This window comes from Bacillus sp. F2HM (assembly GCF_019266135.1).
GTDB lineage: Bacteria > Bacillota > Bacilli > Bacillales > Bacillaceae > Bacillus > Bacillus safensis.
This window is the reverse complement of sequence record NZ_LRMO01000024.1, coordinates 1-19,436: the sequence shown is the minus strand read 5'-3', so window position 1 is coordinate 19,436 and position 19,436 is coordinate 1. Positions and strand designations below refer to the sequence as shown.

20 protein-coding genes and 1 tRNA gene are annotated in these 19,436 nt (G+C 42.7%); 16 read left to right on the top strand and 5 right to left on the bottom strand.

The window, feature by feature from the left end; translation table 11 throughout:
- Nucleotides 1-38 precede the first annotated feature (38 nt).
- From rapZ to AWT60_RS14970, 5 genes are read left to right on the top strand one after another with little or no spacing between them, the layout of a single operon-like run.
- On the top strand, nucleotides 39-926 hold the full coding sequence (gene rapZ / locus AWT60_RS14990) for an RNase adapter RapZ (RefSeq protein WP_041108504.1): 888 nt from the start codon (nucleotides 39-41) through the stop codon (nucleotides 924-926).
- Nucleotides 927-1,886: a gluconeogenesis factor YvcK family protein gene (locus AWT60_RS14985; RefSeq protein WP_076840108.1), complete on the top strand. Its 960-nt coding sequence runs from the start codon at nucleotides 927-929 to the stop codon at nucleotides 1,884-1,886.
- Nucleotides 1,887-1,903: 17 nt separating this feature from the next.
- Entirely contained in the window at nucleotides 1,904-2,854 is a 951-nt protein-coding gene (gene whiA / locus AWT60_RS14980) for a DNA-binding protein WhiA (RefSeq protein WP_003213321.1), read from the top strand.
- Nucleotides 2,855-2,880: 26 nt separating this feature from the next.
- The gene (locus AWT60_RS14975; RefSeq protein ID WP_024423549.1) at nucleotides 2,881-3,138 is read left to right on the top strand and encodes an HPr family phosphocarrier protein; all 258 of its coding nucleotides are present in this window, start codon (nucleotides 2,881-2,883) and stop codon (nucleotides 3,136-3,138) included.
- A 38-nt stretch (nucleotides 3,139-3,176) separates the two neighbouring features.
- Entirely contained in the window at nucleotides 3,177-3,920 is a 744-nt protein-coding gene (locus AWT60_RS14970; protein WP_163115058.1) for an arylamine N-acetyltransferase family protein, read from the top strand.
- Between the two features lie 50 nt (nucleotides 3,921-3,970).
- Here AWT60_RS14970 and AWT60_RS14965 read toward each other — a convergent pair whose 3' ends face one another.
- Together AWT60_RS14965 and AWT60_RS14960 are read right to left on the bottom strand one after the other, a co-directional pair.
- Nucleotides 3,971-4,459, bottom strand: a complete 489-nt coding sequence (locus tag AWT60_RS14965; protein WP_163115057.1) for a ribonuclease — start codon at nucleotides 4,457-4,459, stop codon at nucleotides 3,971-3,973.
- A 177-nt stretch (nucleotides 4,460-4,636) separates the two neighbouring features.
- Nucleotides 4,637-5,614 (bottom strand): 2-hydroxyacid dehydrogenase, encoded by a 978-nt coding sequence (locus tag AWT60_RS14960; RefSeq protein ID WP_218677424.1) that lies wholly within the window; start codon nucleotides 5,612-5,614, stop codon nucleotides 4,637-4,639.
- Nucleotides 5,615-6,166: 552 nt separating this feature from the next.
- On the opposite strand from AWT60_RS14960, the gene AWT60_RS14955 reads away from it, so the two are divergent.
- Nucleotides 6,167-6,748, top strand: a complete 582-nt coding sequence (locus AWT60_RS14955) for a beta-class carbonic anhydrase (protein WP_202738587.1) — start codon at nucleotides 6,167-6,169, stop codon at nucleotides 6,746-6,748.
- 37 nt (nucleotides 6,749-6,785) lie between these two features.
- On the top strand, nucleotides 6,786-8,408 hold the full coding sequence (locus tag AWT60_RS14950) for a SulP family inorganic anion transporter (RefSeq protein WP_024423544.1): 1,623 nt from the start codon (nucleotides 6,786-6,788) through the stop codon (nucleotides 8,406-8,408).
- Between the two features lie 27 nt (nucleotides 8,409-8,435).
- On the opposite strand, the gene AWT60_RS14945 is transcribed toward AWT60_RS14950, so the two are convergent.
- Nucleotides 8,436-8,777 carry a MazG nucleotide pyrophosphohydrolase domain-containing protein gene (locus AWT60_RS14945; RefSeq protein WP_025094005.1) on the bottom strand — a complete coding sequence of 114 codons (342 nt, stop codon included), beginning with the start codon at nucleotides 8,775-8,777 and terminating at the stop codon, nucleotides 8,436-8,438.
- 137 nt (nucleotides 8,778-8,914) lie between these two features.
- Here AWT60_RS14945 and AWT60_RS14940 point away from each other — a divergent pair, with 137 nt between their 5' ends.
- The gene (locus AWT60_RS14940; protein ID WP_076840102.1) at nucleotides 8,915-9,493 is read left to right on the top strand and encodes an LOG family protein; all 579 of its coding nucleotides are present in this window, start codon (nucleotides 8,915-8,917) and stop codon (nucleotides 9,491-9,493) included.
- Between the two features lie 60 nt (nucleotides 9,494-9,553).
- On the opposite strand, the gene clpP is transcribed toward AWT60_RS14940, so the two are convergent.
- Complete coding sequence (gene clpP, locus AWT60_RS14935) at nucleotides 9,554-10,150, bottom strand: ATP-dependent Clp endopeptidase proteolytic subunit ClpP (RefSeq protein ID WP_024427684.1); 597 nt, start codon at nucleotides 10,148-10,150, stop codon at nucleotides 9,554-9,556.
- A gap of 253 nt (nucleotides 10,151-10,403) precedes the next feature.
- On the opposite strand from clpP, the gene AWT60_RS14930 reads away from it, so the two are divergent.
- Nucleotides 10,404-10,479, top strand: a tRNA-Arg gene (locus AWT60_RS14930).
- A 212-nt stretch (nucleotides 10,480-10,691) separates the two neighbouring features.
- Here the strand turns inward: AWT60_RS14930 and AWT60_RS14925 are convergent.
- A complete protein-coding gene (locus AWT60_RS14925; RefSeq protein ID WP_012011344.1) occupies nucleotides 10,692-10,874 on the bottom strand; it encodes a hypothetical protein in 183 nt (60 codons plus the stop codon).
- Between the two features lie 228 nt (nucleotides 10,875-11,102).
- Between AWT60_RS14925 and AWT60_RS14920 the strand changes: the two genes are divergently transcribed.
- The 7 genes from AWT60_RS14920 (at nucleotide 11,103) to abc-f (ending at nucleotide 19,307) form a co-directional block, all read left to right on the top strand.
- The gene (locus AWT60_RS14920; RefSeq protein ID WP_218677423.1) at nucleotides 11,103-12,272 is read left to right on the top strand and encodes a macrolide family glycosyltransferase; all 1,170 of its coding nucleotides are present in this window, start codon (nucleotides 11,103-11,105) and stop codon (nucleotides 12,270-12,272) included.
- Between the two features lie 120 nt (nucleotides 12,273-12,392).
- The gene (nikA, locus tag AWT60_RS14915) at nucleotides 12,393-14,033 is read left to right on the top strand and encodes a nickel ABC transporter substrate-binding protein (protein WP_218677422.1); all 1,641 of its coding nucleotides are present in this window, start codon (nucleotides 12,393-12,395) and stop codon (nucleotides 14,031-14,033) included.
- Between the two features lie 14 nt (nucleotides 14,034-14,047).
- Nucleotides 14,048-14,977, top strand: a complete 930-nt coding sequence (opp1B, locus tag AWT60_RS14910; RefSeq protein WP_218677421.1) for a nickel/cobalt ABC transporter permease — start codon at nucleotides 14,048-14,050, stop codon at nucleotides 14,975-14,977.
- 5 nt (nucleotides 14,978-14,982) lie between these two features.
- Nucleotides 14,983-15,870: a nickel/cobalt ABC transporter permease gene (gene opp1C / locus AWT60_RS14905; protein WP_218677432.1), complete on the top strand. Its 888-nt coding sequence runs from the start codon at nucleotides 14,983-14,985 to the stop codon at nucleotides 15,868-15,870.
- Nucleotides 15,833-16,651: an ABC transporter ATP-binding protein gene (locus AWT60_RS14900; RefSeq protein ID WP_041107896.1), complete on the top strand. Its 819-nt coding sequence runs from the start codon at nucleotides 15,833-15,835 to the stop codon at nucleotides 16,649-16,651. The genes opp1C and AWT60_RS14900 overlap by 38 nt, the downstream gene beginning before the upstream one ends.
- Entirely contained in the window at nucleotides 16,645-17,415 is a 771-nt protein-coding gene (locus tag AWT60_RS14895) for an ABC transporter ATP-binding protein (RefSeq protein WP_218677420.1), read from the top strand. Before AWT60_RS14900 ends, AWT60_RS14895 begins: the two co-directional genes overlap by 7 nt.
- 332 nt (nucleotides 17,416-17,747) lie before the next feature.
- Nucleotides 17,748-19,307, top strand: a complete 1,560-nt coding sequence (gene abc-f, locus AWT60_RS14890) for a ribosomal protection-like ABC-F family protein (protein WP_218677431.1) — start codon at nucleotides 17,748-17,750, stop codon at nucleotides 19,305-19,307.
- Nucleotides 19,308-19,436: the final 129 nt, after the last annotated feature.

The following is a 19,436-nucleotide window of genomic DNA, read 5'->3' as shown; positions in this document are numbered from 1 at the left end:
ACATGAACCGTTTTCATAAAGAAGGAGAGGAAGCAGGCATGAATACACACAAACAAGAAGATATTCAGCTTGTGATTATTACAGGAATGTCAGGTGCGGGGAAAACCGTCGCCATTCAAAGCTTTGAAGATTTAGGCTACTTTTGTGTTGATAACCTGCCGCCATCACTTTTACCAAAATTCCTAGAGCTCATGAAGGAATCGAATTCCAAGATGAGCAAGGTCGCTCTTGTGATGGATTTGCGCGGACGCGAATTTTTTGACAGCTTAATTGCCGCCTTAGATGAAATGGGTGATCTTGACTGGATCACGCCGAGAATTCTATTTTTAGATGCAAATGATAAGGTGCTTGTCTCAAGATACAAAGAAACGAGACGTTCGCATCCCCTTGCGACAACAGGTTTGCCGCTCGAAGGAATTGCAATGGAGCGCGAGCTGTTAGAGGAGTTAAAAGGCCGGTCTCAGATGATTTTTGATACATCGGATTTAAAACCGAAACAGCTGCGAGAAAAAATTGTCACGCACTTTGCCACGAATCAAGGACAGGTGTTTACAGTAAACGTGATGTCCTTTGGCTTTAAATACGGACTGCCGATTGATGCTGATCTTGTCTTTGACGTGAGATTCCTGCCGAATCCTTATTATATTGAGAGCATGCGTCCACAGACTGGAAACGATGAAGAAGTGCGCTCCTATGTGATGAAATGGACTGAAACACAAAAATTCACAGAGAAATTAATCGATCTCCTCAGCTTTATGCTTCCGTCCTATAAACGAGAAGGAAAAAGCCAGCTTGTAATCGCCATCGGCTGTACAGGCGGACAGCATCGATCTGTGACGCTGGCCAACTATTTATCGGAGTATTTTAAAAACGATTACTATACACATGTCACTCACCGGGACATTGAAAAGAGAAGCAGAAAATAGATGACGACACTACCAAAGGTGGTCATTCTTGGCGGCGGCACTGGCTTATCTGTTTTGCTCAGAGGGCTTAAAACGAAGCCAGTGGACATTACCGCTATTGTAACAGTTGCTGATGACGGAGGCAGCTCAGGCAGACTGCGGCATGATTTGAATATTCCCCCTCCAGGTGATATTCGAAATGTTCTTGCGGCTCTCTCTGATGTTGAACCGCTTGTAGAAGATTTATTTCAGCACCGTTTTAACAAAGGGAATGACTTAACAGGCCACTCACTCGGCAACCTCATTCTTGCGGCCATGACAAATATAACCGGTGATTTTTTTCATGCCGTCACTGAAATGAGCAAGGTTTTAAATGTGAGAGGAAAAGTATTGCCAGCAGCAAATTCAAGTGTTGTTCTTCATGCGGAATTAGAAAATGGGCAAATGGTGACAGGAGAATCGAAAATTCCCACCTATGGTGAGCGAATTAAACGAGTGTTTCTCACACCCGATACGATTGAACCACTGCCAGAATCCATTCAAGTCATTCGTGAGGCGGATTTAATCGTCATTGGGCCTGGAAGCCTGTATACGAGTATTTTGCCAAACTTGCTTGTCCCGCATATTGGAGAAGAAGTGATTCGCTCTAAGGCGAAAAAAGTGTATATATGCAATGTCATGACGCAGCCGGGGGAAACGCTTTCCTACAGTGCAGCTGATCATGTTCAGGCATTAAATAATCATATGGATCGTCCATTTATCGATACGATTTTTGTGAACAATAAAGAAATTCCAGAAGAAATCAAAGCGAAATATGCAGAAGAACAAGCACAGCCTGTACAATTCGACACAGATGCACTGAAAGCAATGGGACTAGAAGTGATTCCTGGAGAAATCATTACATATGACCAGCATGTCATTCGTCATGACACGCTAAAAGTAGCCTCGCTGCTTGTCGACCTGCTACATCAGAAAAAATAGGAATGGGGGTGGCAAGGATGTCATTTGCATCCGAAACAAAAAAAGAGCTGACTAATCTGGACGTGAAGGACTGCTGCACAAAAGCAGAGCTTTCTGCCCTCATCCGTATGAACGGTTCATTATCTTTCTCTAATCGAAAATTGATTTTAGATATACAGACAGAGAACGCAGCCATTGCAAGACGGATTTATACGCTGCTCAAAAAGAAATACGATGTGACAGTCGAACTGCTCGTCCGTAAAAAAATGAGATTGAAAAAGAATAACGTGTATATTGTCAGACTGGTAGAACGAGCGAAAACCATTTTAGAGGATTTGAAAATATTAGGTGAGCAATTTGTATTTGAGCGCAATATTTCAGAAGAACTTGTGAAGAAAAGATGCTGCAAGCGCTCCTATATGAGAGGTGCTTTTTTAGCAGGCGGTTCTGTGAATAACCCAGAAACGTCCTCCTATCACCTTGAGATTTTTTCACTATATAAAGAACATAATGATGCTCTTTGTGAGCTGATGAATCAATTTCATCTCAATAGTAAAACACTCGAGCGCAAAAAAGGGTACATTACGTACATGAAGGAAGCAGAAAAAATCACGGAATTCTTAAGCGTTGTGGGTGCTCATAACTCACTGCTTCGCTTTGAAGATGTGCGGATCGTCCGAGATATGAGGAACTCCGTCAACCGGCTCGTCAATTGTGAAACAGCAAACTTGAATAAAACGATTGGTGCATCACTGCGTCAGGTCGAGAACATTCAATTCATTGATGAAAAAATTGGACTTGATGCCCTGCCGGATAAGCTTCGTGAAATTGCCAAACTGCGAGTCGACTATCAAGAGGTCACGCTGAAGGAACTTGGAGAAATGGTGGAAAGCGGCAAGATCAGCAAGTCAGGGATTAACCACCGTTTAAGAAAGCTAGATCAAATCGCAGAACAATTACGAAACGGACAAGCTGTTACACTCAAATAGGAGAATGAAAAAGGGAGGCAGATCATATGGTGGAAAAAACGGTCACCATCCAGCTGAAAACAGGCTTGCAGGCACGTCCAGCCGCTTTGTTCGTACAAGAAGCCAATCGCTTTGGTGCTGATATTTTTCTAGAGAAAGATGGGAAAAAAGTCAATGCGAAAAGCATTATGGGTCTCATGAGTCTTGCGATCAGCTCTGGGGTTACTGTCACACTGATTGCAGATGGTGCAGATGAACAAGAAGCCATTGAGGCGTTAACAGATTTTATCAATCAAGAAAACTGAGTCTCTTCAAAGGCTCAGTTTTTTTAGGAGGGAATGTCATGATTCAATCAGCTTTTTTACAGAAGGTCGGATATGAAGGCAAGTCCATCACCTTTAAAGACTTATCTGTATTATTAAAAAAAATGGCCTATACCTTTCCGTTCGAAAATAGATCTGTTTTGAACAAACAATCCTACGCTTTGAATCAAGAAGGGTTGAAGCAGCATCTTCTTAAAGAAAACAGAGGAGGTCTTTGTTACGATCTCAATCCTCTCTTATACTATGTGTTAAAAGAGGCAGGGCTCTCTGTACAGCTTCTTCAAGGCACAGTGTATAACAAAGAAGCGGATACGTGGGCAATTGATGGTACGCACGTAGCCATCATGTTGAAGCATCACAACGAACGCTTCCTCATTGATGCGGGATTTGGTGTGAATTTACCTCTTCAGCCTGTGCCTTTTACAGGAGATTGGGTGGAAGGAGCGTCAATGCGGTTTCGCGTCAAAGCTGAGGAAACCGAAAAAGGGACACATCTGCTCCAATTAGATAAGGGAGATGGCGCTGAAACAGGCTATGCTTTCACATTGAACGAGGTGGACGAGGCTGTATTAACCCAAATGAGACACGAGATTTATGAAAATGAATCCTCTCCATTTAACAAAAGACCGCTTGCGTCAAAGCTCACGCCAACAGGACGTGTGATCGTTACTGAGGATCATGTCACCACACATGAACATGAAGAAGTGTCGAAAAAGCCGCTGCCGATTCCTTTTGAGGATTACGTGAAAAACCTCATACCGTAAACCACCATACGAAAAGACAGCCCCAGATCAAATAGGGCTGTCTTTTTTGATTATCGAATACGGGTGAAAGTCGCATAATGGTCTGTTGTTTTGTAAATGAGCCAGTCGCTTGAATACACAAGACGGTCTGCATTGCGGAAGCCTGAAACGTAGTTGATGTCTGCCTCACGCCATGTTCGGCCGCTTGCTGAAGGAAGACGTCCCTCCCGGTTTGAGAAAATATCTCCACCAATGCTTTTACCTGGCGCCACCTCGGCTAGATTTCCCTTAGATGCCACCCATCCGAGAGCACTTGCTTGTGATTTCGTAATGTAGTTATCAGGCAGTCGTTTGTAGCGAATTAAATAATCTGCTACACCATCAAACGTATTAATGACGGCAAGGGTACGCACATCTGGCGTGAGCTGAATAGAAGCAGTTTCAGTTGTGGCTGTTGGTGTAAGAGGTGTTCCTGCATGTGCTTGCTGCGGGACAAATCCAGAAAACAGAATAGCAGCGATCAGAGCGAACATAGTAAAAACCGAACTCAATCTTTTCATCTTCATCCTCCTATTAAGGAAATCGGATGCCGTCCTCTTGATGCTTGTCTAGCTCATATTATAGCACCCGAACATGAAGGAAATGTAAAGAATCAAGATCTTTGCTAAAATGAGTCTTTTCTCCTGATGTCTTCTAAAGAAATAAATAAAAAGACGCAGTTTCTGCGTCTTTGCTGTTCAAGATGAAGCAAGCTCCTTCACAACATCAACAGGCGCCTTCCCATCTATTCCATGAATCACATTATGAATGGCTCGTTTCAGCATGAGATCCCTTGTTGTTTCAGTAGCGGAACCGATGTGAGGGGCTAGGGTGACATTGTTCATCTCTTTGAAAGGATGATCCTCTTGAAGCGGTTCCTGCTCATACACATCAAGACCAGCGCCTTTGATCCATCCCTCCTGAAGTGCTTGAATGAGGCTTTTTTCATCCACTGTTTTCCCGCGGGAAATGTTAACAAATAAAGCCGTTTGCTTCATTAACTTCAATTCTCGTTCCCCAATCATATGATATGTTTCCTCGGTCAGCGGTGTAATCAACACGATGATATCAGCTTGTTTTAAAAGATCATCAAGTGCACAATAGACAGCGCCATACGCCGATTCAGCCTTTTCATTCCGGCTTCGGTTATGATAAAGAACGTTCATATCAAAACCATGTGCTGCCCGTTTGGCCACTTGTTCTCCGATACGTCCCATGCCAATAATACCGAGCGCTTGGTGATGTACGTCGATGCCAAAGATCTCTTCTTCCTGTACGAATTTCGTCCATTTTCCTTCACGGATAAAACGGTCAAGCTCGGCGATTCTTCGCGCAGAGGAGAGAATGAGCGAAAAGGCAAGGTCAGCCACGGTATGATCGAGCGTATAAGGAGTATGCGTACCAATCACGCCTCTTTGCCTCATCGCTTCTATATCAAAATTGTCATAGCCGACAGAGTTATTGCTCACCACCTTGAGTTTTGGTGCGTGATCTAACAGCTCTTGATCGATTTTTGTTCCAGACGTTAAAAGACCATCAGCGTGCTGCAGCTTCTCAAACAACATGTCTCTTGGAATAGGGTCTTTGGATTGCCAAACCTCGTATGTACAATGTTCCTTTAGCATTTCCTCAAAAGAGGCAGGCAAGGGTTTGGCGACAAAAATGTGTGGTGTCACAGTCAATTCGCTCCTTTCACATGGTCATCTTACTCCTTTTATTATAAAGCAACCATTTCGGCAGAACACGTTTGAATGTTAGCAGCTCAATATTTAATATACTGAAATAACGGTAAAGAAAGACATTTTCTTAGTGAAAAAGTAGATTCATATGCCATCTGATGCATTTTTTATCTATATAAAAATAAGCTGATAGTAGATGAGATATGTGAAATTGCAAAAATTTACGAGAGATTATCTGACAAACTGGAAAATAGATCGAGACTTTTTGATAGAAAATTTATTATATTTGAAATATATTAAACGGGATGGTCATTTTCTACTAAACCATTTTATTGTCTTTTGGTGTGATGAGAACAATAGATTGAAACCAAACCCGTGAAGCCGTTGGGATGCAGCGTAAAATAGAGAAAATGATGATATTTCTTCTCATCGTTTTCTCATTTTTTTCTTTTTTTTCTATCATTTTTCTTCTCTATTCTTGAGAACACAAGAAAGAAAAGGAGGACAGGCACGAGCTTACGTTACTTAAAAAAGATGGGAGATGGCAAAATGGAGTCAAAATTAGAACAGATTCTTCAGCACAATTCAGAGTTTGTGAATGAGAAACATTATGAGCCTTACAAAGCGGGGAAATTTCCTGAGAAAAAACTGGTTATTTTAACGTGCATGGATACCCGTCTATTGGAATTATTGCCGCAATCTATGGGACTGCGCAACGGGGATGCAAAAATCATTAAGAATGCAGGCGCCATCGTGACACATCCGTTCGGCAGTGTGATGCGGAGTATCCTGCTAGCCATCTATGAGCTAAAGGCAGAGGAAGTATGCATTGTAGGGCATCATGAATGCGGAATGGCAGGTCTTGCGGCGGACCCTTTACTTGAAAAGGCGAAAGCACGCGGAATTGAAGAGAAATGCTTAAGCATTGTGAAAAATTCAGGAGTTGATTTAAAGGGCTGGCTGACAGGCTTTGATTCAGTTGAAGAGAGCGTGGCCCAAAGTGTGAAATTAGTGAAAGAGCATCCACTGATGCCAAGTGATGTGGCTGTTCATGGACTGGTGATTCACCCAGCAACAGGAAAGCTGGATGTCGTTGTGAAAGATAAACTGATTGACCCGCAGTATACCTAAATCATCTACACATACTTGAAGGAGGCCAACACATACCATGCGTTTTTATGGAAGATTTGAAGGGTACAATTCATCAAAGTTTAGACGCGATTTAATCGCTGGGCTTGTCGTGGGCGTTGTGGCAATTCCTTTAGGCATGGCATTTGCCATAGCATCTGGTGTCGGACCAGAATATGGATTATACACAGTCATCGTTGCCGGCATTTTGATTTCATTGTTTGGTGGTTCAAAGTATCAGATCGGCGGGCCGACCGGGGCGTTTGTTCCCATTTTATTCGGGATCGTCAGCCAGTACGGCATTGAAAACTTGCTCATTGCCGGTTTTATGGCAGGCTGTATGCTTGTATTATTCGGAATATTCAAATTAGGAAAGCTCATGAAATTTATTCCTCGTCCGGTTATCATCGGTTTTACTGCTGGCATTGCTGTCATTATTTTTTCAGGACAGATTGCCAACTTCCTCGGATTAAAGGGTGTTGAAAAACATGAAAGCTTTTTCCTCAATATGAGAGAAATCGTGGTCCATCTTGGTACCACAAACAGTCTCGCCATTATCACAGCCGTCATCGGGCTCATCGTGATTTTGGCGGCACAAAAATACATTCCCAAAATACCTGGTGCTCTATTAGGTTTATTGGCTTCTACGTTTCTCGCCGTTCTCTTTTTTCAAGGACAAGTTGAAACGATTGGCTCTGCATATGGTGAAATCCCTCGTCAGCTGCCAACCTTCGCTTTTCCTGAATTGACGATTGAAAAAATGATATACCTCCTGCCTCCAGCAATTGTCATTGCGCTTTTAGGCGGCGTGGAATCGATTTTGTCCGCAATGGTCGCTGATAATATGAAAGGCTCTAAGCATGACAGCAATAAAGAGCTTGTGGGGCAAGGAATTGCCAATATGGCGGCACCGCTTTTCGGAGGAATTCCAGCGACGGGAGCTATTGCCCGAACGGCAACGAACATAAAAAATGGCGGGGCAAGTCCGATTTCTGGTGTCGTACATGGCGTTGTCGTCTTACTGATCTTAATGGTATTTGCGCCGTATGCGTCGATGATTCCACTTGCTGCAATGGCACCGATTTTAATGTTTGTTGCTTGGAATATGAGTGAGAGAAAAGAGTTTATCAATATTTTGAAAGTGAAAAATGCTGATTCGCTTGTACTTGTCGTAACCTTCCTGCTCACAGTGATTGGTGATTTGATTATTGGCGTCACTGCTGGTCTCATTTTAGCGTTTATCGCTTTTATCAAAAAAATGAGCCAGACGACCAATATCCATACAAATGTCGCCGTTCCTCAAATGGAAACAGCAGCTGCTTTAGAAAAACAGACAGAGGAGAAAGGGATCAGTATGTATTCCATTGAAGGGCCGCTCTTTTTCGGAACAACAGATTCATTGGAAAATTCGATATTGGACCATGTTCAAACAAAACCGAAAACGCTCATTCTGCTTATGAATAAAGTCAATTATATGGACACATCGGCAGAAGCGGTTCTCATGAATATCTCCAATCGGTTAAAGCATCATAATGGAAAGCTGATGATCGTTGGACTTCAATCACAGCCTAAGGAGCTTTTGCATCGAACAGGTCTATTCCATCATATCGGAAAACAGCATTTCTTTGAACGAACGGATGACATCTCACCACAGCATCTTTAAGGCGTAAAAAAACACGTGACAGCTTGGTCACGTGTTTTTTACTGGCTCTTTTTCTCCAGAAAAACGCTTTGTGAGTTTTTGTTGATGAGCGCTGAAGACCTCTTCTACTGTGACATCATATTGATCTGCTAAAATGAGGAGATTTGCTAAAACATCTCCCATTTCTTCAATGAGTTCTTTCTTCAGCTCAGATGATTCCTGTCTCTGCTCATCAGGCCGGTCTCGTCCGATTTCTATTGCTCTAACAGCGCGAGCGAGTTCTCCCGTTTCTTCCATTAAGAAGCCTAACCGGATAAACGGTCCGTATTCTGTCCAATTTCTCGTTTGATAAAAATCCTTGATCCACTTCTCCATTTCAGTTGTTTGCATTCTCTTTATACAGCTCCTTATATGGTGTTCACTCTTTTGATTTTACACTATATATAGAAGAAACGGCTGTTTCTTTACAAATCATTATAGTAGAATGAGTGGGTGAAGAAATCATAGAGAGAGATGGGGCTGTTTTGATGAAAACGATTTGTGTGTTTGCTGGTTCGAATCCAGGTGTAAATGATGTCTACAAACAAAAGGCTGTAGAGCTGGGTGCTTATATGGCGAAGCAGGGCATTCGTCTTGTTTACGGAGGATCGCGTATTGGGTTAATGGGCGCGATTGCCGATGAGGTCATGAGACATGGCGGGCAAGTGATCGGGGTCATGCCTAAGGGACTTTTTAGAGGAGAAGTCGTGCATCAAGAGCTGACAGAGCTAATTGAGGTAACAGGTATGCATGAACGAAAAGCGAAAATGAGCGAGCTGGCCGATGGGTTTATTGCGATGCCAGGCGGCTTTGGTACATATGAAGAATTATTTGAGGTGCTGTGCTGGGCACAAATCGGCATCCATCAAAAGCCGATTGGATTGTATCAAGTGAATGACTACTTCAACCCGCTCATAGACATGGTGAAATTTAGTATACAAGAAGGTTTTTCGAATGAATCACACCTTCAATTGTTACATGCTTCGAGTGAACCGGAGGAATTAATCACGAAGATGGCTTCTTATCAAACACCGTCTCTTCAGCAGAAATGGACGGAGCTGTCTTAAAGTATATGTCAATGACAAAAAACCGTCTGTTCAAGGAACAGACGGTTTGTGTTGTGATCATTATTTTTGGTCTTCTGTATTACGGGTCAAGACTTTGTCAATGAGTCCGTATTGAAGTGCTTCTTCCGCTGTTTTGAAGTTGTCACGATCTGTATCGCGCTCAATGACTTCAATTGGCTGACCAGTACGTTCAGCAAGTACTTGGTTCAGTTTATCGCGTAAAGAAAGGATTCGTTTTGCCGCAATTTCAATTTCTGTTGCTTGACCTTGGGCACCGCCGAGTGGTTGGTGAATCATGACTTCACTGTTTGGAAGAGCATAACGCTTACCTTTTTCACCAGCAGCAAGCAGGAACGCACCCATAGATGCAGCCATACCAATACAAATAGTTGATACCTTTGGTTTAATAAATTGCATCGTATCGTAAATGGCCATACCAGCTGTGATTGAACCGCCAGGGCTGTTAATGTAGATAGAAATATCTTTTTCTGGATCTTCAGCTTCTAAGAAAAGCAGCTGTGACACGATGGAGTTGGCAACATTGTCATCGATCGCAGAACCAAGCATGATAATACGGTCTTTTAAAAGACGAGAATAAATGTCGTAAGCTCTTTCCCCACGATTTGTTTGCTCAATGACTGTAGGTATTAAATTCATAATGTTCCTCCTTCACCTTTTAGGTAAGTATGTAATTCAATGATACATTTTTGGTCAATAAAGGTCAAACAAAACGCTGACCTAAATTCAAATACCCCTATCCATTTTCCCCAAAATCATTCCACTTCAAACCAGCATATTAGTGTATGAATACAAAGTAAGAAAATACATCATCATGACGAATGATTAATCATTGCTTTCTTGCAGCATTTCCCTTATAATTTGATATGCTGACGTTCAAAAAACATATCGTGCGCTCGTAGCTCAGTTGGATAGAGCGGTGGTTTCCGGTACCACGTCTGCCGGGGGTTCGAATCCCTCCGAGCGCGTACTTGACCTTGCTAGGTAGATAAGATAAAGGTCTGTCATGAACCCTTCTTCATATGGAGAGGGGTTTTTTGTGTTCATTCGGGTTTATCGTTCACTAGGGAGAGGGAAGTGAAAAAATGATCTGGTTGCAAGCCAGCAACATTTATCCAGTATAATAAAGTAACCCCCATTCTTATGTTAAGAGTGGGGGTTACTGCTTTAGAAAAAAGGGTTACCTGCCTTTCTGGCCTTTCCTGTAAATAGCCGCAGGTATAATTGTAAGAAGAACAATGATAAATCCAATCACGGATACAGTATTTTTTATTGTATTGTCATTCACAGTGAAGTTTGTCACGATCATTGCCGCTAGACAAAGAATGATAATTAAATAACTGTATTTCTCCAAGACTTTCACAAAATATCCCTCCAATATGAAGCTGAAAATAATATTATGACTAATTATACAAAAATAAATAATAAAGGGTTATATTGGATGTTTGCTCGTGAGAAGGCGTTATGTTCATGTCCCTTCATGAAATACTAGACATAAGACTCATTTCTTCCCTTTTCAGGCGTATTTGTTGAGCCGGCTTGCTGTATATGATTAACATGGAAGGGAATTGACAATGAGGAGGAATTTCTTGTGGCGAAGATTTTATTGATTACGTTTCCAGCTGAAGGACATGTGAACCCTATGTTAGGAATGATTAAATCATGGGCGGATCGAGGCGATGAAGTGCATGCGGTCACAACTGTACATTATGAGGAACGAATCAAACGCTTAGGCGCTCACGTACATATACATCCAGACTATATTCGGACATTACATGTGGAAGAAGGAGATTTAGATTCTATGCAGCCGTTCTTTCATGCCATGCTGCAAACGTCATATGATATTTTAGAGGTGGTGGAAACACTTTCCGAGAAGCATTCATTTGATTTGATTTACTTTGATATGTTTGGGGCAGGGGAGCTTGTTCGAGATTACTTGCACATTCCGAGCATTGGTTCCAACCCATCTTTTGTGCTGCAAGAGGCGCATTTTGATACACCGCTATACAGAAAGGATGAGAAAGCGGATCATCTGTTAGAAAAAATACAAGAGCGTTTTGGCGTTCAGCCAACGCGTTTGATGCAATTTATGAAAAACCGTGGAGAACTGAATATCGTCTATACAAGTGAATATTTCCAGCCGTCTGTTGATTCATTAAACGATTCGTTTGTTTTCATTGGACCGAGCTTTTTAAAAAGAGCCGATCAGCATGATTTCCCGCTGGAAGCACTTAGGCAAGAAAAAGTCGTTTTTATTTCCATGGGCACCGTTCTTGGGGATACAGAAGCATTTTTTAATATGTGTATAGATGCTTTCGAAAACTTTGACGGAAAAGTGATTATCGCAACAGGTGAAAAAGTAGATCGTTCTCTCTTAAAAGAGGCGCCTGCTCATTTTCTGATCGAGCCTTATGTGCCGCAGCTTGAAGTGCTCGAACTGACAGATGTGTTTATAACGCACGGCGGGATGAATAGTGTCAATGAAGGGATTCATTACCACGTTCCGATGGTCGTCATTCCAGTCGATAAAGATCAGCCGATGGTGGCACAAAGACTGACCGAATTATCTGCTGCCTGTACACTTGATAAAGATCAGCTGACACCAAATCAGCTAAGAGAAACTGTTGAGAAGGTTTTAGGCAGTGACACGTACCGTGCGGGGATTGAGAAAATTGAAGAAAGCTTCCAAGCAGCAGGTGGAACAGAAAAAGCATTAAAGGTGATTGATCAATTTATACAAGCGAAACAGACTCAATCATGAGTCTGTTTTTTTTATGAAAAGACGTTGTATTTCCCATTTCTGTATGCTAATATTCAATTCGTAATCATTTCGATTAATAATCGTAATGATTACGATAATGTTGAATTGGGGGAAGTACATATGAGTGATCAACCTGTTTACATAAAGAAGAAATATGAGAAAAGGCATCCCTACGTGACATACACCTTGATGCTGTTTTCAGTGATGGCTTGTTTTTTATTGGCCTCATGCTCTGAAAACAAAGCATCCTCCAGCAATGATAGAGAAGAAGATGAGCTCGTGTATGCAAGTACAAAAGATATCAGGGACATCAATCCCCATCTATACGGTGGAGAGATGGCTGCTCAAAATATGGTGTTTGAATCGCTTGTCGTCAATACAGAGAAGGGCGTTCAGCCTGCCTTAGCGAAAAGCTGGGACATATCAAAGGATGGAAGGACCTACACCTTTCATCTTCGAAAAGGTGTGACTTTTTCAGATGGTGAGCCTTTTAATGCAAAGGCAGTGAAATTGAATATTGATGCTGTCGTCAAAAATATTGAAAAGAACGCTTGGCTTAATCTCGTATCCGAAATCAAATCCACAAAGGCGTTAGATGACGATACATTTGTTCTCACGTTGAAAGAGCCTTATTATCCTACGTTAGAAGAGCTGGGCTTAACACGCCCCTTCCGTTTTATTTCTCCAAAAAGCTTCATTGATGGAACGACTGCAAAAGGAGTCAAAAGCTATGCAGGTACAGGTCCTTATGTGCTAAAGGAACATAAGAAAAATCAATATGCCGTTTTTGAAATGAATGCCCACTATTGGGGGAAAAAGCCGAAAATTTCAACTGTGAAATGGAAAGTCATGCCGGATCACCAAACCATCTTACTTGCGCTTCAAAAAGGAGAGATTGATCTTTTATTTGGAGCAGATGGTGACATGATTGATGGAGACTCATTCCAGGCTTTAAAAGAAGCAGGTCAATATGGTGTAACCGTGAGCCCTCCTGTTGGTTCAAGATCGATTGTCATTAATTCAAACCAGCCAATCACAAAAGATCCGAAAGTAAGAGAAGCGTTTCAATACGCCATTCAAAAGGACATGATCACAGAAGGTATTTTAAATGGAACGGAAAAGGTGGCACACACATTGCTTGCTCCTTCTGTCCCTTACGCAGATATTCCACTGAAAAAGAAAACTTATCAAAAGAAGAAAGCAGAGGCAATATTGGATGAGGCAGGCTGGAGGATGAAAGAAGACGGGTATCGCTATCAAAATGGCAAACTGCTGAGTGTGGCTATTTACTATAATTCCGATAATGCAGGCGAAAGAACGATCAGTGAATCGATTCAACAGGATTTCAAGCAGGTGGGGATCAAGCTGGATATTAGAGGAGAAGAAAAACAGGCATTCTTAGATCGCCAAAAAACAGGAAAGTTCGATCTGATGTACTCGCTGTCTTGGGGGCTTCCTTATGATCCACAAACTTATGTCTCTTCATTCCGTGTAGCATCCCATGCTGATTATCAAGCCCAATTAGGACTGAAAAAGAAAAAGTGGCTGGACGAGACGATTACGGAAGTATTAGTAGAACCAGATGAGCAAAAGCGGAAACAAATGTATCAAGAAATATTGACGTATATCCATGATGAAAATGTCTACCTCCCAATCTCTTATTCTGTGACAAAGGCTGTTTATAATAAGCGCCTGAAAGGCGTAGGTTTTCATGTGTCTCAGTATGAAATTCCATTTGACCGTATGTATTTTGCGTCATAAACGGAGGTAGAGACATGACTCGCTATCTCTTAAAACGAATATTGATGCTTTTTCCGCTTATGATCTTCATCACCTTCTTTGCTTTTGTACTGCTGACGATGCGGGCAAGTGATCCAGCAGAGGTCGCTTTGCGGGTGAATCAAGTCACTCCAACAGAAGAAATGATTGAATCGATGCGGCAGGAGTTAGGCTTAGACCAGCCATTTTTCATCCGCTATGCCACATGGCTTAAAAATGGATTAACAGGTGATTTTGGCAGGAGCTATGTCACTCAGGAGCCCGTTTTTGATCTTATCATGGAGGCGCTGCCTGCGACATTGCAGCTTGCAGGAGCAGCGCTCTTTTTTATCATAGTGCTCAGTTTATTGTTCGGGGTGATCTGTGCATATGCTGCTCACACTTGGGTGGACCGTTTATTGAGAGCCTTTGTGTTTATCGCCGCTTCAATGCCTAGTTTTTGGCTGGGGATTTTGTTGATTTGGCTTTTTTCTGTCAAATTCAATTGGGTTAATACGAGTGGAATGGAAGGATTCAAATCGATTCTTCTTCCAGCTGTCACATTATCATTTGGCTACTTATCGACCTATGTGAGACTGATACGCAATCAAATTCTAAAATTTCAGCATGAGCCCTTTGTTTTTTACGCAAGAGCACGTGGTTTAAAGGAACGAACCGTTCAACTGAAGGTCATGAGGCATGCCCTGCAATTAGCGGTGACAGCACTTGGCATGTCTATTCCAAAGCTCATTGCGGGAACTGTTATTATTGAGAACCTTTTTGCTTGGCCAGGGGTTGGCCGGTTGTGTGTAACTGCTATTTTCCATGCTGACTTCCCTATTATTCAAGCCTATTTGTTTGTGATGGGGTTCCTGTTTGTTATGTGCAATCTCATCGCTGATATGATGCAAATGACCATGAATCCGCAATTGCGAAAGGAGGTATGACAACAATGATAGGGTGGCATCAATTAAGAAAAGACCGTATGGCGAGTCTTTCAATCTGGCTGTTAGTGCTTGTCGCATTAGCTGGACTGTTTGCACCAGTGTTAGCACCACATGACCCAACAAATACGAACATTCTTCAAAAATATGCCGGTACCAGTCTTACTTACCCACTCGGAACGGATCATCTAGGGAGATGTGTATTATCGAGGCTTTTATATGGCATTCGGACAACAATGCTTGCAGCTATGCTGACGATGTGTATCACGATGCTCATTGGCAGCGCACTTGGACTCATGGCAGGCTTCTTTCGAGGAAAGGCGGATGGGGTTTTGATGAGGCTGTGTGATGTCATGCTGTCCTTTCCAGCAGAGGTGATGATTCTTGCGGTTGTGGGAATACTCGGACCTGGACTATTCAATATTATTTTGGCCAATGTCCTAGCGAAATGGGCCTGGTATACAAGAATGATTCGTTCGTCTGTCCTTCAATATGCGAATGAACCTTCTGTTCAATTTGCAAAGGTGACTGGCGGCAAACCCTTTTACATATTGAGGAGACATCTATTTCCTCGCATCTCAGGAGAAATTGCTGTTTTTGCGACACTTGATGCGGGCTGGGTGATCTTAAATATATCAGCACTGTCTTTTCTTGGATTAGGTGTGAGTCCGCCTACACCAGAATGGGGCATGATGCTCAACGAGGCGAAGAATGTCATGGTGACACATCCAGCCCATATGCTTGCGCCTGGACTTGCCATCTTGTTTGTGGTCATGGCGTTGAGCTTTTTAGGAGACAGCCTTCAGCATGCCGCGAATCCTGCCATGCATCATACCAGAAAGAAAGGGGTGAGGCCATTTGCCTTTAATCGACGTAAAAAATCTGTCCGTACATGATCCACAGCAGCAAAAGAATATAGTGACGAATATCACATTTTCTTTACATCAACAACGCTGTTTAGCCGTCATTGGAGAAAGTGGCAGTGGAAAATCAACTGTCGCCAAAGCGTTAATTGATCTTGTCGCCCCTTCGCTAGAAGTGGAAGGAACGATCATTTTTGACGGCAAAACATTAACAAATCAAGAAGCGCATCAATGGCGGGGTAAACGAATAGGTTTCATCTCACAGGATGTCATGAATGCATTCAACCCTATCGAAACGATAGGTCATCAAATGGTGGAAACATTTCAGCAGCATTTGGGCTTACGAGGGAAAGAAGGGAAAGCACATGCTATGGCTGGGCTTACACGTGTCCATTTAAAAAATCCATATGATTTGATGAAAAAGTATCCGTATGAACTGTCTGGAGGAATGCTTCAGCGTGTGATGATTGGCATCACGATGATGCTTTCTCCAGACGTGATCATTGCAGACGAGCCAACTGCATCACTTGATGCCTTTAATGGGCGTGAAGTCATCAGACAATTACACAGTCTAAAGGAAGAAACTGGTGTTACCTTGATCGTCATAACGCATGATTTAGGCGTCGTTCAGGCAATCGCTGATGAGTTGATGGTCATGCACCAAGGAGTAATGCTTGAGCATGGGTCAGCCAAGGAAGTGTTCACATCACCCGAGCATCCTCAAACAAAGCATTTACTTGAGACGAGGCTTCGATTATCTGCCCCTACTGAAGCACTGCGGCAGCAGAAGAGAGTGGAGGCGTTTCCATGTTGATCACAGCTTTCGATCTAGTCAAACACGGTGAGAAGAAAGGTCTTTTTTCAAATCAAAAGAAACCAAAAGACCGCATATCAAATGTTTCGTTTCAAATCGAAAAAGGACAATGTGCCGGATTAGTCGGTGAGAGCGGCAGTGGCAAAAGTACATTGGCACGTATCCTGCTCGGTTTAGAAAAAATAGATGGAGGCGAGGTACAGATTGATGGTATGACAGCTGACAAATGGCGGAGGGTGAATCGGGGGAAAATGAGTGTTGTCTTTCAAGATTATCTATCTTCTGTTCATCCCTCCTTTACGGTGAAAGAGATCATAGCAGAACCGATGCGTTTGTTAAAGCAGAATCAGAATCTGGATCAGAAGGTTTTGTCATTACTTGAGCAAGTCAGGCTGCCCTCGTCTGTGCTGAATCAATATGCTCATCAGCTAAGCGGTGGTCAGCTCCAGCGAGTGTGCATCGCACGAGCTATATCAACGCACCCAGCCATTCTTATACTAGATGAAGTCTTGAGTTCACTGGATGTCTCTGTTCAAGTACAAATATTGGAGCTGCTTGAGACATTAAAACAAGAGCTAGACATGACCATGCTTCTCATTACTCATGATGTAGAAGCAGCAGTGTATCTATGTGACCACCTTCTATTTTTACATGAAGGAAGCCTAGTGGAAGAATGCAAAAAGGACGAACTGTTTGAAGTGTCCCATCCATTTACACTCCAGTTAATCGACTCACTTATGCCATTTCAGCTTGACAAAAAATAACCAATCTTTTATCGTATACGTAACAAACAACGGAAGGGTGACCCAATGCAATGAAGTACTAATCCTATGACCTGTAAGCAAAATGAACGAACGAAAGCAGTGAGCAAACGATCAGTTTGCCATGTTTGCTGCGTTTTCATTTTTTAGCTTCGGAATAGGATGGTACAGCTTGGGAATCAAAAAATGAAGTGATTGATACGTGGGATGTGTGTGTTCAAATATGAACGGCACACCATACTGGATCAATCCGCTTATTTTTGTACACCATTTTGCCTCCTATTCTGAGAATGGGAGGCTTTTTCATGTCTCCTGATATGAAAGGAGAGGATTGGATGTTATTAAAAGCCAATCAGTTAAAGGTATTTCGAAAAGATCGCTTGTTATTTAATATTGAGGAGCTCGCCATCCATCAAGGTGACCGCATTGGTCTTGTAGGGATAAATGGCAGCGGAAAAACGACTTTATTGCATGTGCTGGCAGGACAGGAAACACCAGACAGCGGCACGGTTGCCGCCACAGCGGTCTGTACGCTGCTTCCTCAATTGAAACAAGGAGACGGCAGACAGAGTGGCGGTGAAATGACCCAGACTTATATTGAAAGAGCATTAAGCCGGCCGTCTGCCCTTTTATTAGCAGATGAACCGACCACTCATTTGGATACGGAGCACATTGAGTGGCTGGAAGAAAAGCTGCGTCATTATCAAGGAGCTCTCATTGTTGTTTCACATGATCGTGCTTTTTTAGATGCAATATGTACGGAGATTTGGGAGCTGGATCATGGGAAGCTACATCATTACAAAGGCAACTACACGCATTTTGCACAGCAAAAAGAGCTGGCACATCGTCAGCAGGTGGAAGCGTATGAAGCTTATACACAAAAGAAAAAACAGTTAGAGCATGCACTGGAAAAGAAAAAGAAAAAGGCGGACAAAGCGACAAAGCCCTCCCAAAAGGTGAAATCCTCAGGACCTAAAATTGCAAAGCCCTACTATGCAAATAAGCAAAAAAAACTGCAAAAAACAGCCAAATCCATTGAAACAAGGATGGAGAAATTAGAAAAGGTGGAGAAGGTAAAGGACATTCAGCCCATTCAAATGACTCAGCATACGATGAAGGAAACAGCAAGCCGTACCATTTTGCGAGTGGAAAATGTAGATGGCAAGGCGGGCGATAAAGTGCTTTGGAGACAGGCGAATGTGGAAGTGAGGGGCGGAGACAAAGTTGCCATTATCGGAAAGAACGGGAGCGGCAAAACGACATTTCTCCGTATGTTAGTGAATGGACATCCCGGAGTTACTCGTTCAGAGGCTGTCAAGCTAGCCTATTTTCGTCAGGATCTGTCAGGATTGAAGGTAGATGAATCGATTTTACAAAATGCGCTGAAAGAGGCGGTTCAAGATGAAACAGTGGTTCGAACGGTTTTGGCGAGACTAGGATTTAGAGGGGATGATGTGCACAAGCCTGTTGATGTATTAAGCGGGGGAGAACGGGTGAAGACGATGCTTGCGTCCTTACTCGTCAGTGATGCCAATGTTCTCATGCTGGATGAACCGACGAACTTTTTAGATCTGGCGGCAGTTGAAGCACTTGAAGGTCTATTGAAGGATTACCCAGGTACCGTTGTGTTTGTTTCCCACGATCGCAGGCTGATAGAAGAGGTTGCCACTCGTATTTTTCATATTCACGAGGAACGTATTGAAGCTTTTGAAGGCACATATGAAGCCTATAAACAAAAGGAAGAAAAACCAGCTGTGACAAATAGAGAAGAGGAGCTTCTGTTAATTGATATGCAGCTGTCTGAAGTGCTCAGCCGTTTAAGTATTGAGCCGTCGCAAGAGCTTGAAGAGACATTTCAAGCATTATTGAAACAAAAAAAGTCTTTGGAGTCATAAAAGAAAACCCCTGTTTACTCTACAGGGGTTTCAGCGCGCGGACAAACCCTCGCATTCTTTGTCAGTCCTGCGTGCCGGTGCTCACGAATGTACAATTCGCTCCGCTCCAGTACTCGTCCTTCCTAGACT

Bases quoted from the DNA above. Each gene is read 5' to 3' on its own strand.
- rapZ (WP_041108504.1), top strand. From the start codon at position 39: ATGAATACACACAAACAAGAAGATATTCAGCTTGTGATTATTACAGGA.
- AWT60_RS14985 (WP_076840108.1), top strand. From the start codon at position 927: ATGACGACACTACCAAAGGTGGTCATTCTTGGCGGCGGCACTGGCTTA.
- whiA (WP_003213321.1), top strand. From the start codon at position 1,904: ATGTCATTTGCATCCGAAACAAAAAAAGAGCTGACTAATCTGGACGTG.
- AWT60_RS14975 (WP_024423549.1), top strand. From the start codon at position 2,881: ATGGTGGAAAAAACGGTCACCATCCAGCTGAAAACAGGCTTGCAGGCA.
- AWT60_RS14970 (WP_163115058.1), top strand. From the start codon at position 3,177: ATGATTCAATCAGCTTTTTTACAGAAGGTCGGATATGAAGGCAAGTCC.
- AWT60_RS14965 (WP_163115057.1), bottom strand. From the start codon at position 4,459: ATGAAAAGATTGAGTTCGGTTTTTACTATGTTCGCTCTGATCGCTGCT.
- AWT60_RS14955 (WP_202738587.1), top strand. From the start codon at position 6,167: ATGGAGTCAAAATTAGAACAGATTCTTCAGCACAATTCAGAGTTTGTG.
- AWT60_RS14950 (WP_024423544.1), top strand. From the start codon at position 6,786: ATGCGTTTTTATGGAAGATTTGAAGGGTACAATTCATCAAAGTTTAGA.
- AWT60_RS14945 (WP_025094005.1), bottom strand. From the start codon at position 8,777: ATGCAAACAACTGAAATGGAGAAGTGGATCAAGGATTTTTATCAAACG.
- AWT60_RS14940 (WP_076840102.1), top strand. From the start codon at position 8,915: ATGAAAACGATTTGTGTGTTTGCTGGTTCGAATCCAGGTGTAAATGAT.
- clpP (WP_024427684.1), bottom strand. From the start codon at position 10,150: ATGAATTTAATACCTACAGTCATTGAGCAAACAAATCGTGGGGAAAGA.
- nikA (WP_218677422.1), top strand. From the start codon at position 12,393: ATGAGTGATCAACCTGTTTACATAAAGAAGAAATATGAGAAAAGGCAT.
- opp1B (WP_218677421.1), top strand. From the start codon at position 14,048: ATGACTCGCTATCTCTTAAAACGAATATTGATGCTTTTTCCGCTTATG.
- opp1C (WP_218677432.1), top strand. From the start codon at position 14,983: ATGATAGGGTGGCATCAATTAAGAAAAGACCGTATGGCGAGTCTTTCA.
- AWT60_RS14895 (WP_218677420.1), top strand. From the start codon at position 16,645: ATGTTGATCACAGCTTTCGATCTAGTCAAACACGGTGAGAAGAAAGGT.
- abc-f (WP_218677431.1), top strand. From the start codon at position 17,748: ATGTTATTAAAAGCCAATCAGTTAAAGGTATTTCGAAAAGATCGCTTG.